The 12,610-nt window shown below is 59.7% G+C and carries 12 protein-coding genes; 11 read left to right on the top strand and 1 reads right to left on the bottom strand.

What is annotated here, in order from left to right:
* The first annotated feature begins 1 nt into the window (after position 1).
* The 8 genes from B5G40_RS10250 (at position 2) to B5G40_RS10285 (ending at position 8,177) form a co-directional block, all read left to right on the top strand.
* Complete coding sequence (locus B5G40_RS10250; protein WP_087266651.1) at positions 2-691, top strand: response regulator transcription factor; 690 nt, start codon at positions 2-4, stop codon at positions 689-691.
* A 100-nt stretch (positions 692-791) separates the two neighbouring features.
* A complete protein-coding gene (locus B5G40_RS10255) occupies positions 792-1,712 on the top strand; it encodes an ABC transporter ATP-binding protein (protein WP_087399539.1) in 921 nt (306 codons plus the stop codon).
* Positions 1,705-2,460 carry an ABC transporter permease gene (locus B5G40_RS10260; protein WP_087399540.1) on the top strand — a complete coding sequence of 252 codons (756 nt, stop codon included), beginning with the start codon at positions 1,705-1,707 and terminating at the stop codon, positions 2,458-2,460. Before B5G40_RS10255 ends, B5G40_RS10260 begins: the two co-directional genes overlap by 8 nt.
* A 24-nt stretch (positions 2,461-2,484) precedes the next feature.
* Positions 2,485-3,231 carry a hypothetical protein gene (locus B5G40_RS10265; protein ID WP_087399541.1) on the top strand — a complete coding sequence of 249 codons (747 nt, stop codon included), beginning with the start codon at positions 2,485-2,487 and terminating at the stop codon, positions 3,229-3,231.
* A 69-nt stretch (positions 3,232-3,300) separates the two neighbouring features.
* Positions 3,301-4,221 (top strand): sensor histidine kinase, encoded by a 921-nt coding sequence (locus B5G40_RS10270; protein ID WP_087399542.1) that lies wholly within the window; start codon positions 3,301-3,303, stop codon positions 4,219-4,221.
* Positions 4,222-4,408: 187 nt separating this feature from the next.
* Positions 4,409-5,266, top strand: a complete 858-nt coding sequence (locus tag B5G40_RS10275) for a sulfide/dihydroorotate dehydrogenase-like FAD/NAD-binding protein (protein WP_087266644.1) — start codon at positions 4,409-4,411, stop codon at positions 5,264-5,266.
* A 15-nt stretch (positions 5,267-5,281) separates the two neighbouring features.
* Positions 5,282-6,679, top strand: a complete 1,398-nt coding sequence (gltA, locus tag B5G40_RS10280; RefSeq protein ID WP_087326543.1) for an NADPH-dependent glutamate synthase — start codon at positions 5,282-5,284, stop codon at positions 6,677-6,679.
* Between the two features lie 160 nt (positions 6,680-6,839).
* Positions 6,840-8,177 carry an MATE family efflux transporter gene (locus tag B5G40_RS10285; protein WP_087188949.1) on the top strand — a complete coding sequence of 446 codons (1,338 nt, stop codon included), beginning with the start codon at positions 6,840-6,842 and terminating at the stop codon, positions 8,175-8,177.
* Between the two features lie 68 nt (positions 8,178-8,245).
* Here B5G40_RS10285 and B5G40_RS10290 read toward each other — a convergent pair whose 3' ends face one another.
* Positions 8,246-9,199 carry a LysR family transcriptional regulator gene (locus tag B5G40_RS10290; RefSeq protein ID WP_087399543.1) on the bottom strand — a complete coding sequence of 318 codons (954 nt, stop codon included), beginning with the start codon at positions 9,197-9,199 and terminating at the stop codon, positions 8,246-8,248.
* Positions 9,200-9,397: 198 nt separating this feature from the next.
* Between B5G40_RS10290 and B5G40_RS10295 the strand changes: the two genes are divergently transcribed.
* From B5G40_RS10295 to B5G40_RS10305, 3 genes are read left to right on the top strand one after another with little or no spacing between them, the layout of a single operon-like run.
* Positions 9,398-10,669 carry an MFS transporter gene (locus B5G40_RS10295; RefSeq protein ID WP_087399544.1) on the top strand — a complete coding sequence of 424 codons (1,272 nt, stop codon included), beginning with the start codon at positions 9,398-9,400 and terminating at the stop codon, positions 10,667-10,669.
* A 30-nt stretch (positions 10,670-10,699) separates the two neighbouring features.
* Entirely contained in the window at positions 10,700-11,977 is a 1,278-nt protein-coding gene (locus B5G40_RS10300) for a DUF362 domain-containing protein (RefSeq protein WP_087399545.1), read from the top strand.
* A complete protein-coding gene (locus B5G40_RS10305) occupies positions 11,961-12,245 on the top strand; it encodes a hypothetical protein (RefSeq protein ID WP_087399546.1) in 285 nt (94 codons plus the stop codon). The genes B5G40_RS10300 and B5G40_RS10305 overlap by 17 nt, the downstream gene beginning before the upstream one ends.
* Positions 12,246-12,610: the final 365 nt, after the last annotated feature.

Below are 12,610 nucleotides of genomic sequence, written 5' to 3' on the forward strand. Positions count from 1 at the left end.
TATGGAGACCTGCCACATCCTGGTGGTGGAAGACGACCAGGACATCAATAACCTGCTGTGCAAGATCCTGACCGGGGCGGGCTATGACTGCCGGCCCGCTTACTCGGGCAGTGAAGCCGCTCTGTGGGCGGAGCAGTATGACTATGATCTGGTGCTGCTGGACCTGATGCTCCCCGGCATGACCGGGGAGGAGTTCATTGCCCAGCTCCGCCGGCGCAAGACCATGCCCATCATTGTCCTTTCCGCCAAGGCGGGGCTGGAGGATCGGGTGAACGTGCTGCGGCTGGGGGCGGATGACTTCATCCCCAAGCCCTTCGACAACGCCGAGGTGCTGGCCCGGGTGGAGGCCCAGCTGCGCCGGTACAAACAGTTTGACCGGGGGAGCGGCGGGGCTGTGCTTACCCACGGGGACCTGGTGCTGGACAAGGAGGGTGTCACCGTCACCGCCGGCGGCAAGCCGGTGACCATCACCGCCCGGGAATTCCGGATTCTGGCTCTGTTGATGGAGCATCCCAAGAAGGTTTTTACCCGGGAGGAGCTCTACCAGCAGGTGTGGGGCGGGGAGTATATGGGGGACGACAATACGGTAAACGTCCACATCTCCAATCTGCGGTCTAAGCTGGCCAAGGCCAGCCCCACGGAGTACATCAAAACGGTGTGGGGCATCGGTTTCAAACTGAACGATTTATAAGATCGTATCCAACTTTAAACATTCTTCACCTTTGCTTAAAGCCCGGTTATTGACTTGCCTGTATACTGGCATCACAAACCAAGAGAAAGGCTGATGCCATATGACAGATACCGTATTACACACAAGGGGCCTGACCAAGCGGTACGGGGCCCACACTGCGGTGGACCGGGCGGAGCTGACGGTGGAGAAGGGCCAGATCTATGGCCTGGTGGGCCGCAACGGCGCCGGAAAGACCACCATCATCCGCATGGTGACCGGTCAGACCGTGCCTACGGCGGGGGAGATCTCCCTCTTCGGGGCCACGGGTAAGGATCTCATGAAGGTGCGTGCCCGCACCGGGGTTATGGTAGAGACTCCCAGCTTCTACCCCTACCTTACCGCCCGGCAGAACCTGGAATACTATCGCATCCAGCGGGGTATCCCCGGCAAAGGAACGGTGGATCAGGTGCTGGAGGAGACTGATCTGGCCAACACCGGGAAAAAGATCTTTAAGAACTTTTCCCTGGGTATGAAACAGCGGCTGGGCCTGGCCCTGGCGCTGATGAACCGGCCCGACTTCCTGCTGCTGGACGAGCCCATCAATGGTCTGGACCCGGAGGGCATTGTGGAGTTCCGCAACCTGCTGCTCAAGCTCAATCGGGAGCGGCAGACCACCATCCTCATCTCCAGCCACATCCTGCCGGAGCTGGCCAACCTGGCCACCTGCTACGGCTTTATCGACAACGGGGTCATGCTGGAGCAGATCACCGCCCGGGCCCTGGAGGAGAAGTGCCGGGCCTGCATCGAGGTGGGGGTGGAGGACCCCTCTGCCGCCTCACTGGTGCTGGAGCAGAAGTTGGGTACCCGGGACTACGAGGTGCTCTCCGGCGGTATCCTGCGGCTGTACAGCTTCCTGGACCAGCCCCAGACAGTGGCAAAGGTGCTGGTGGAGGGCGGCGTGGCCCTGCGTTCTCTGGAGAGCCGGGGGGCCAACCTGGAGGACTACTTCCTGTCCATGATCGGAGGTGTCCGTCATGCGTAACTATCTGGCCGCTGAATGCTATAAAGTATTCCGGAGAAAGTATCTCTATCTGACCCTGCTGGTGGTGCTGGCCCTGGAGGGGCTGATGCTGTGGGGGTTCTGGTTCACTTGGTCCAACGGCAACACGCAAATGGACTTTTACTCCGCCGTCATCATGATCCCCATGATGCTGAGTATCGGACTGTATGCCACCATCCTCACCGGCGACATGGTCTTTTCCGAGCAGTATAAGCACAACACTCTGAAAAATGAGGTGTCCTACGGCGTGTCCCGGGTGCGGATCTACCTGGGCAAGCTGACGGTGGCTACCCTGGTGGCACTGCTGGCGGCGGTGGTGATGGTGGCCCTCTATATGGCAGGCTGCTGGGTGCTGCTGCCCCACAATGAACTGGATCAGACCGGTCTGGCGCTGGTGGGCTACACCCTCGCCGGTGCGCTCCCCCTGTGGCTGGGTGCCCAGGGTGTGGTACTGGCCTGTTATTTCCTGGTGCGCAACACCACCCTGGCCGCCTTTGTGGCGGTGGCCCTGCTGGGGGTGGTACCCTCCATCCTCCAACTGTGCGGTCTGCTCATCCATCCGACCTTTGAGATGATCCGGCAATTTATGCCCGCCGTTATGCTGGAGCAGCTGCATCTCTATGCCTTCCAGTGGGACTATGTGGGCCGGTGCTGGGTGGTAGGCCTGGTGGTGCTGGCGGGGTCCATTTTGGTAGGCCTGCTGGCATTCCGGAAAAAAGAGATCCGCTGACAGACAGAGCCGGGAGGGAGACATATGCTCAACTACATTAAGGCGGAGCTGTGGAAGGCCTTCCGGCACAAGGGAATCTACGGGCTGGTTCTCTTTCTGGGAGTGTGTACCGCTCTGTTCACCTTTATGATGCTGGAGGCTGACGACTTTTCCCAAATGGCCTCCGCTGCCTCCACTACCATGCTGCTGGGGATGCTGGTTGCCCCGCTGCTTACCCAGATCGTGGACGGCAAGGCCCTGGGGAGCTTAAAAAATGAGGTGTCCTTCGGGCTGAGCCGGGGACGGATCTACTGGGGCAAGCTGTTGGCCGGATTGATGCTGGGGCTGGTGCTGTGCCTGCTGCTGTTGGGAAGCTACCTGCTGGTGGGCTGGCTGGCCCTGCCTCACTACTCCCGGGAGGCCGATTTGGTTGCTTTGGCGGTGGTAGGCTTCTCTTTGCTGGGGGCCCTTCCCGTCTGGTGCGGGATATATAGCTTGTGCCACATGATGGCCCTGCTCATCCCCAGCACGGCGGCATGGATGGCGTTCTATTATATCCTCAGCTTCTTTGGCCAGCCTGTGCTGGTGGCCCTGGCGGCCATGGGTACCGAGGGCCGGGTCGGCAGTTTGATTCAGGCGATTTTAATGCCAGCATCCCTGCTGATGCCTGATTTTCTGTCCGGCTGGCTTACCTGGGAATACCAGCTCTGGTGCTGGGCTGTGGGGATAGGCTGGCTGGTATTTACCACAGCGCTGGGCCTGCTCTGGTTCCGGCGGCGGGAGATCAAGTAAAAAGAAACTTTTCCACGGGCGTGCCGCTTCCTGCGGCACGCCCGCTTGGGCTGGAGAGGAGATGGGACCATGACGATCATCCTTTGTATCCTGCTGGCTGCTGTGTGCGCCGGACTGGGCCTGCGGATCTGGACCCAGCACCGGGCGCTGAAGGGGGCGGCAGAGCAGCTGCGGGAGCTGACCCGGGGAGACAGCACCGCGCGGCTGCGGATGGTGGTGCCCAACCGGGCGGCGGAGGAACTGTTGGAGGGGGTCAACCACCTGCTGGAGCTGCGGCGGGAGGACCAGTCCCGCTGGCTGGAACGGGAACGATCTCTACGCCAGCAGATTGCCAATGTGTCCCACGACCTGCGTACCCCTCTGACCTCCATCCTGGGCTATCTTCAGCTGCTGGAGGACCCTTCGCTGCCGGAGGGAGAGCGGAGGGAGTACCTTGCGGTGGTGGAGAGCCGGGCCAAGGCATTGCAGAGTCTCATCACCGGCTTTTATGACCTGTCCCGGCTGGAGGGGGGAGAGTATCCTCTGGAGCAGGAACCGGTGAATCTCTATACCAGCCTGTCCGGTTTGCTGGCCGCCTTCTACAACGACTTTACCGACCGGCACTTTGATATGACGGTGGAGTTGTCTGAGCATCTGCCGCCGGTGCAGGCAGACAACGGCGGCGTACTGCGGGTATTCACCAATCTGATCCGCAACGCCCTGGACCACGGACAGGGGAAGATGACCGTCCGGCTCTGGCAGGAGGGGGACAAGGTGGTGAGCCTCTTTGCCAACGAGACCGATGAGCTGACGGCGGAGGACCTGCCCCATATCTTCGATCGCTTCTTTACTTCCGATAAAATGCGCACCGGCCGCAACACCGGTCTGGGCCTGGCCATTGTCAAAACTCTGGCGGAGCAAATGGGCTGCCAACTGACCGCTGAACTGGAAAACGGTATGTTTGCCATTCGGGTACAGTGGCCCCTTTGGCAGGGGCGAAGCTTTGGATGATGTGCCAAAGGCGGTGATTGCCGCTTGACAAAGTAAGGGAAAACTGATATCGTTTATCCGTATGACTGGAAGGCCGCAAACCATTGGGGCTGTAAGGTTTTCTAAACTGGGCAGTCATAAAATGGCGAAGCGGCCGTGACGGGAAACCGTGCCGCAGATTGTTATTGAGAAGAAGAGGTTGAATACTATGGTAAAGATCGTACGCAAGAAGGTGCTGAACCCCAGCGTTACCTTGCTGGAGGTTGAGGCCCCCCTGATCGCCAAGAAGGCGCGGGCGGGACAGTTTATCATTCTGCGGCTGGATGAGCAGGGTGAGCGCATCCCCCTGACCATCGCCGATTATGACCGTGAGAAGGGCACCATCACCATCATCTTCCAGAAGGTGGGCCTGACCACCGAGCTGCTGGCCGACCTGAATGAGGGCGACCACATCCAGGACTTTGTGGGTCCTCTGGGCCTGCCCACCGAGCTGCCTGAGGGCGCCAAGCGCGTCTGCGTGGTGGGCGGCGGCGTGGGCTGCGCCATTGCCTATCCCCAGGCCAAGACCTGCCATGCCGAGGGCCTGGAGGTGGACGTGATCGCCGGCTTCCGCTCCAAGGATATTGTCATTCTGGAGGACGAGTTCAAGTCTGTCAGCGACCACTGCTACATTATGACCGACGACGGCTCCTATGGCGAGCAGGGCTTCGTTACCGTCAAGCTGAAGGAGCTCATTGACTCCGGCATCCACTATGATGCTGTCATCGCCATCGGCCCCATCCCCATGATGAAGTTTGTGTCCAAGACCACCGAGCCCTACGGCATCAAGACCATCGTCTCCCTGAACCCCATCATGATCGACGGCACCGGTATGTGCGGCGGCTGCCGTGTCACCGTGGGCGGCAAGATGAAGTTTGCCTGTGTGGACGGCCCCGACTTTGACGGCCACGAGGTGGATTTTGACGAGCTGATGAACCGCAATGCGGTTTACCGTGCTCAGGAGGCGGAGGAGAAGGAGCGCCACGCCTGCCGTATGGACCAGCTTGCCAAGGAAATGATCCAGTAAGGAGAGACTGATACAATGCCTAATATGAGTTTGAAGAAGGTCCCCATGCCGGAGCAGGACCCCAATGTACGCAACCATAACTTCCAGGAGGTCTCTCTGGGCTACACTGCCGAGATGGCCATGGAGGAGGCCGGCCGCTGCCTCAACTGCAAGCACAAGCCCTGCGTGGGCGGCTGCCCGGTGAATATCCGCATCCCCGAGTTTATTGCCAAGGTGGCCGAGGGCGACTTCAAAGCTGCCTATGAGATTATCTCCGACACCAACGCCCTGCCCAGCGTCAGCGGCCGTGTGTGCCCTCAGGAGAGCCAGTGTGAGGCCCGCTGCGTCCGGGCCATCAAGGGCGAGCCGGTGGCCATTGGCCGCCTGGAGCGCTTTGTGGCCGACTGGTACCGGGAGAACATCAACGCCATGCCTGAGAAGCCCCAGAGCAACGGCATCAAGGTGGCGGTGGTGGGTTCCGGCCCCGCCAGCCTGACCTGCGCCAGCGATCTGGCCAAGCTGGGCTATCAGGTCACCATGTTCGAGGCCTTCCATACCGCCGGCGGCGTGCTGGTGTACGGCATCCCCGAGTTCCGCCTGCCCAAGGCCATCGTGCAGAATGAGGTGGACAAGCTGTCCGCCCTGGGCGTGGATCTGGAGACCGACATGGTCATCGGCAAGACCTTCGACATCGACGAGATGTTTGAGGAGGGCTACGAGGCCGTGTTCATCGGCTCCGGCGCCGGCCTGCCCATGTTCATGGGCATCGAGGGCGAGACCCTGGCGGGCGTGTACTCCGCCAACGAGTACCTGACCCGTATCAACCTGATGAAGGCCTACCGGGAGGGATACGACACCCCCCTGAAGATCTCCGGCTCCGCTGCTATCATCGGTGGCGGCAACGTGGCCATGGACGCCGCCCGCTGCGCCAAGCGCATGGGCGCCAAGCACGTCTATGTGCTCTACCGCCGGGACGAGGAGGAGATGCCCGCCCGTAAGGAGGAGGTCCACCACGCCAAGGAGGAGGGCATCGAGTTCATGCTGCTCACCAATCCTGTGCGGGTACTGGACGACGGCACCGGCAAGGTGGGCGGCCTGGAGTGCGTCAAGATGCGCCTCACTGCTCCCGACGAGAGCGGCCGCCGTGCCCCCAAGGTGGTGGAGGGCTCCAACTTCGTGATGGACGTGGACACTGTGGTCATGAGCCTGGGCACCAGCCCCAACCCCCTGATCCGGTCCACCACTCCCGGCCTGGAGACCAACAAGAAGGGCTGCCTCCAGGTCAACGAGGAGACCATGGAGACCAGCCGGGAGGGCGTGTACGCCGGCGGCGACGCGGTCACCGGCGCGGCTACCGTGATCCTGGCCATGGGCGCTGGCAAGAAGGCTGCCGCTTCCATGCACGAGTACCTGACCAAAAAGCACAGCAAATAAAAGTTCAGCGGGGCCCGCCGGATTCCGGCGGGCCCCGCTTTATTTGATATGAAATTGGTTACTAAAAAGAAAGTGACTGAGCAAAAGGTGGGGATTGCAGGGAGAAGGACGGCGCGGTACACTATACCATGTATGAGAAAGAGAAAAGGAGAGGATGGGTATGCCCGCCCTTCAGAACAATCTGACCGAGGGGAGTGTCAGCCGCAAGCTGATTCGATACGCCATGCCCCTGGTGGCATCCAGCCTACTGCAGGCCATCTATTCCATCACGGACATTATCATCGCCGGTCATTTCATCGGAGATAACGGTATCTCCGCCATCAACACCTCCAGCGTCATCATGAATATGCTGACCCAGGTGGCCATAGGCCTGACGGTGGGCGGCAACATCCTGGTGGGCCGCTACTTTGGCAGCGGCGCGGACGAGGAGCGCAAGAAAGCGGCAGGTAATACCTTCACGGTGGGCGTTATCACCGGTATTTTGTTTACCGTGGCGATTTTGCTGTTGGGCCGGCCCTTCCTGACGCTGCTGAAAGCCCCTGCCATGGAGGATTCGGTGGCCTACCTGGGAATCTGCGGCATCGGTCTGCTGTTCATCTTTGGGTATAACGCACTGTCGGCCATTCTGCGGGGGGTGGGAAATTCCCGCATCCCGCTGTATTGCATCATTGTGTCCGTCAGCCTCAATGTAATCCTGGACATTCTGTTTGTGGCGGTCTATGAGATGGGTGTGGCAGGCGCGGCTATGGCCACTGTAATTGGTCAGGCGGTGTCTTTTATAACAGCCCTGGTGTTCAGCCTGATCCATAGGGACAGCCTGGGCCTGCGGCTGAAGTACCTGCGCCCGGAGCGCCGCGTGGTGGGTATGACCCTGAAGCTGGGTCTGCCGGTGGCCCTCCAGTGGACCATCGCCAGCATTTCCTGGCTGGTGGTGCTGAGCCTGGTGAACAAATACGGTGTGGCGGTGTCTGCCGGTAACGGAGCCTCCAATAAAATCCGGGATTTTTGCCAGCTGTTCCTGTCCGCGCTCACCACCGGCGCCGGCACCATGTGCGCCCAGTGCCTGGGCGCCAAGATGTACGACCGGGCGGAGCAGGTGATGAAGACCTGTATGAAGCTGTCCCTGGGTATGGCGGCAGTCATCATCGTGCTGGCCGAGGTCCTGGCTCCCTGGCTGGTGATGATCTTCACCCCCGACCCGGAGGTTCAGCACTGGGCCGTCATCAACCTGCGGATCGAGATTGTATGCCAGCTCTTCTATGCAGGTATGTACACCTATAACACGTTGGCCACTGGTTCGGGCCACACGGTGTTTATTATGTGGAACTCCTTCCTCAACTGCATCGTGGTGCGTCTGGTGCTGGCGGTGATTCTGGAGCATTTTATGGGCATCTACGGCGTTTATCTGGCCTGTGGTATCGCGGTGTCCAGCTCGGTGCCGGTGGGCTGGTGGTTCTACCGCTCCAACCGCTGGAAAATTGCAAAGAACGTAGCATAACAGAATGAAAAAGCCCCTGCTGAGGACCTCAAATGGTCCCCAGCGGGGGCTTTTTATATGCGCTCAGGTCAGGTGGCGCGCTGCGATGCATCGTCTGCAATCTCGGAGCGGACCTGCTCCATCAATGCCTCATAGGCCCGGTCGATCCCCTGCATATAGCTGCGTACAAAATCCCGGAACCGCTTGCCCTGGGCGTTCAGCGGGCGGCGCTTGTGGTAGGCGATACCGAAATAGGCCACCGGCGCGCCGTCGGAGTAGGGCCGGCAGACCACGTCGCTGTGCTTGCCCAGCAGCCGCAGCTCCCGATATTTCACCGATGGCACAATGGAGATACAGCGATTGGCCTCCACCAGGGAGAGCAGCAGCTCCAGGTGCCGCACATCGTAGTCGATGATGGGGTTGTTTCCCATTTTTTCTTCAGCGGCGCAGAAGGTGGTCCGGTTGACCCGGGAGCCGTCGATGGCAAGGTGCTCACCCGCCAGCTGCTGGCGGCTGATACTTTGACAGCTGGCCAGGGGATGGGCACGATTGAGCAACAGCACAAAATCACACTCGTACAGCCGTTCAAAGGCCAGATCGTCTCCCGGGGGCTCCAGTACCGTGAGCGCCAGGTCTACCTCCTGGCGCTCCAGCATTGCGGTGACGGAGGGCAGATCGGCACGCTGGTGGTTGAGGCTGATATCCGGATTTTTCAGCAGGAACTGCTGCAGCATGATGGTATCGTCCACCATACAGGCAATGGACAGCGCTTCCGGGCGGTCGGCATTGAGATTGCGTACCTCCTGCACGCCTTTTTCCAGGGCGGACAGAGCATGGTCCACATAGTGCAGGAAGCACTCACCGCTCTGATTCAGAGTGATCTTACCCCTTCTGCGTTCAAACAACGGGACTCCTATCTCCTCCTCCAGCCGGGATAGAGAAGTGCTCAGATTGGGCTGGGACACAAACATGGTCTCAGCCGCTTTGGACATATTACCCAACTGGGCTACGGCAGAAAAGTACCGAAGCTGTGAAAGTTCCATGCCAAGTTTCCTCCTGGTAAGTATATGAATTGTTTATACTGTTGTAAACATTATATATTTTTCAAAAATGCTTGTAAAGCTTATACTGATAATCGCTCCAAGACGATCCGGAACGTCAGGCAATGCTACGCAAGAGGGAAGGGCAGACGGCGCTGTCCGGTTTGCCCAGATGGAATGTGTAAAAAGGAATGTGAAAGTATGGAACAAACGAAGCGAGGCTTTGGTGCCTGGGGTTGGTTTCTGCTGATCTTCGGATTGCTGATCTTCTTCAGCAACGGCGGCTTTTTTGCTGACGGCACCAACGTGATCTCTCCCGCGGTAGCGGAAAAGTTGAACGTGGATCAAAGTTTGATCCTTACCATGAACTCCATTGCCGGTGTGATTGGTGTTCTGGTGGCCATTGTGGCCGGCCAGGTCAATCAGCGCATCGGCCCCAGTAAGGTGGCTGCCGGCTGCCTGATTCTGGCGGGCCTGGGTCACATCGCTGCCGGTAACGCCGTGAACGTGCCCATGTATCTCATCGCCATGTGCTGCGTGGGCGGCGGCCTGAGCGCCGGCTCCTTTGTGGGCATCGGTACCCTGGTGGCCATGTGGTTCCCCAAGAAGCAGGGCCAGGCCATGAGCGTTGTGGCCATGGGTTCCAATCTGGGCACCATGCTCTTCGTCCCCCTGCTCACCGTGATGGTGGGCGCCATGGGCATCGGCACCAGCTCCATGATCTGCGGCATTGTGGCTGTGGTGGTGGGCGTGATCGGCGCCATCCTGCTGCGCAATACCCCCACTGAGCGAGGCCTGTATCCCGATAACGTCACTGAGGCCGAGTTCAAGGCTAACTACTCCACCAAGCCCCCCGAGGTTTCCGATGCGGGCTGGACCACCGGCAAGCTGCTGCGGACCAAGGAAGTGTGGCTGTGTGTGTTTGCCACCGGCCTGCTGATGCTGGTTCAGATGGGTATTATGACCCAGCTGGTTTCCCGCAACATGGAGGTGGGCATGGATCTGGGTATGGCCACCGGCGTTATGAGCGCCATCGCTGTGATCGGCATCATCGGTTCGGTGATCTTCGGCCGCATCGTGTTTAAACTTGGCATCAAGAAGGCAGGCGTGCTCACCGGCGTTCTGTACATCATCGCCATGCTGTGTAACGTCAGCGGCATCATGCCTCTGGTGTGGGTGTCCCTGGTGATCATCGGCTTCCTGGGTGCTGCCGCTCCCAACCTGATGAACTCCGTTCCCGGCTCCGTGTTCGGCCGGGTGGGCTACGCCAAGGTCAACAGCGTGGTGTTCCCCCTGACCAGCATTATCTTTATGCTCAACTTTGCTGTCAACGGCCTGATCAAGCAGCTGTTCAACAGCCTGAGCGTGGCTTACATCGTTTTCGCGGTACTGGCTCTGATTTCCACTCTGCTAATCCTGGCCCTGCAGGATCACAAGTACGACCAGGACTATATGGCTGCCCACAAGAAGTGAGCGGTCCCAATACAAAAAGGAGGTAACCCTATGAGCAAGAACTCTACCGTGGCTCTGGCCCACGGCATGGACGTGCAGGAAAACGTCACCCGCGTCTTTGATTTGCTGGGCGGCGTGACCAACCTCATCAAGCCCAACACCACCGTGATCCTCAAACCCAACGCCGGCCACGCGGCTCCCCCCGAGTTTGCCGTGTGCACCCACCCCGAGACCGTCCGCGCCGTGATCCGTGAGGTGCGCAAGGCCAATCCCAAGCGCATCGTCATCGCCGAGTCCGCCGCTGTGGGCTGCGACACCATGGAGTGCTACGAGGCCTGCGGCATCGCCAAAATGGCTGCCGAGGAGGGCGTCGAGCTCTACGACATCAAGCGGGAGAAGGACCTCATCAATGTTGCCGTCCGGGACTACCGCTCCAACATCTCCCATGTGAAGCTGCCCCGGCTGCTGCTGGAGGCCGAGCACATCATCAACCTGCCCATCCTGAAGGCCCACGCCAGCATGGTGTTCTCCGGTGCGCTGAAGAACATCAAGGGCGTGGTGCAGGACCAGGTCCACACCACCATGCACCGCCAGAACCTGACCATGGCCATGATGGATGTGTGGAGCGTCTGCCGGCCCGACCTGAACATCATGGACGTGATGAGCGCCGCCAGCGGCTACTCCCCCCACACTCCCACCCCCATTGAGCTGGACTGCGTCATGGGTTCCAAGGACCCCGTGGCTCTGGACCGCATGGCCTGCGAGCTGGTGGGCATCGATCCCGACGGCGTGAGTTACTTCAAGGTGGCCGATGAGGTGGGCCTGGGTACCACCAACCCGGATCACATCGAGGTGGTGGGTGACAAGCTGGCCGACTGCTACAAGAAGATGTGGGTCCCCTATCTGGAGGACATCCGTAACCGTTGGCCTGAGTATGACGTCCACTGCGAGGGCGCCTGCTCCAGCTGCCAGGCTCTGCTCACCCTGAACATGGAGACCCTGAAGGCCATCGGCATCTACGACGAGAACAAGGGCATGACTGTTGTGGCCGGCTGCGACAACAAGTTGGATCCCAACACCCCCGACAAGCAGATCATCCTCCACGGCAACTGCACCCGCCGGCACCTGAAGGAGCATCCCGATGCCTACTTCCTGCCCGGCTGTCCCCCCGGAGAGGGCTCCCTGTACATGACCGTCGTCCGCAAGGAGCCTGTCACCGGCCAGCCTGAACTGATGCCCTGGATTCGTCAGCGGATGGAGGACGATGCTCCCGCCTGGCGCGGCTACGTTGAGAAAGAGGCCGAGAAGTTCTATGGAAGCAACAAATAATAATCAGGGCTATGTGTCCCTGACCAACGCCCCTGAACTGATGAAGCTGCTGGAGGATATCTTTACCGACGAATTCATGCAGCAGAACACCCGCTTTGAGAACTTTGACGGGTTCAAATTCTCCAGTGCGGTGATGGTCAACTGGAAGGCGGATACCATCGTCTATGCGCCCCTTCTGCTGGACAGCTTTGTCAAGGAGAGCACCCAGTTTTCCAACTGGGACGAGATGGTGCGCGCCGCCACCAGCCTGCGCTATCACTGCAGCTGAGAGCGGGGAAGGGGAGGCCTGAACCCGTTCGGATACAGGCCTCCGCTATAATTCCACAGATGTTCTGCCGGGGCGGGATGGGATCACGCCCCGGCAGGGCGCAGGGCTTTGAAGTCCAAGAACGGGACGCCCTGCGCGGGAACAGAGTCAGCTTGCCCTGAAAGAGTGTCTTTCCAGGGCTCTGACTCTATTCTCGAACCTGGATCCCAACGGACCGCCGGCGCCAGCACGCCGCCGGGTTACACAGTGAAAGACCTGCTAATAAAAGTCAAGTAGAAATTTCAGATTTTTAGGGAGGCGAAAAAATGCAATACAAAATCAAGCCGCTGAGCATCTCAAAATTAAAACGGCGGCCAGCCAGATGG

The organism is Flavonifractor sp. An9, from assembly GCF_002161245.1.
GTDB classification, from domain to species: domain Bacteria; phylum Bacillota; class Clostridia; order Oscillospirales; family Oscillospiraceae; genus Flavonifractor; species Flavonifractor avicola.

What these genes read in the sequence shown, in the direction of transcription:
- B5G40_RS10250 (WP_087266651.1), top strand. Translation starts at nt 2, where the DNA reads ATGGAGACCTGCCACATCCTGGTGGTGGAAGACGACCAGGACATCAAT.
- B5G40_RS10255 (WP_087399539.1), top strand. Translation starts at nt 792, where the DNA reads ATGACAGATACCGTATTACACACAAGGGGCCTGACCAAGCGGTACGGG.
- B5G40_RS10260 (WP_087399540.1), top strand. Translation starts at nt 1,705, where the DNA reads ATGCGTAACTATCTGGCCGCTGAATGCTATAAAGTATTCCGGAGAAAG.
- B5G40_RS10265 (WP_087399541.1), top strand. Translation starts at nt 2,485, where the DNA reads ATGCTCAACTACATTAAGGCGGAGCTGTGGAAGGCCTTCCGGCACAAG.
- B5G40_RS10270 (WP_087399542.1), top strand. Translation starts at nt 3,301, where the DNA reads ATGACGATCATCCTTTGTATCCTGCTGGCTGCTGTGTGCGCCGGACTG.
- B5G40_RS10275 (WP_087266644.1), top strand. Translation starts at nt 4,409, where the DNA reads ATGGTAAAGATCGTACGCAAGAAGGTGCTGAACCCCAGCGTTACCTTG.
- gltA (WP_087326543.1), top strand. Translation starts at nt 5,282, where the DNA reads ATGCCTAATATGAGTTTGAAGAAGGTCCCCATGCCGGAGCAGGACCCC.
- B5G40_RS10285 (WP_087188949.1), top strand. Translation starts at nt 6,840, where the DNA reads ATGCCCGCCCTTCAGAACAATCTGACCGAGGGGAGTGTCAGCCGCAAG.
- B5G40_RS10290 (WP_087399543.1), bottom strand. Translation starts at nt 9,199, where the DNA reads ATGGAACTTTCACAGCTTCGGTACTTTTCTGCCGTAGCCCAGTTGGGT.
- B5G40_RS10295 (WP_087399544.1), top strand. Translation starts at nt 9,398, where the DNA reads ATGGAACAAACGAAGCGAGGCTTTGGTGCCTGGGGTTGGTTTCTGCTG.
- B5G40_RS10300 (WP_087399545.1), top strand. Translation starts at nt 10,700, where the DNA reads ATGAGCAAGAACTCTACCGTGGCTCTGGCCCACGGCATGGACGTGCAG.
- B5G40_RS10305 (WP_087399546.1), top strand. Translation starts at nt 11,961, where the DNA reads ATGGAAGCAACAAATAATAATCAGGGCTATGTGTCCCTGACCAACGCC.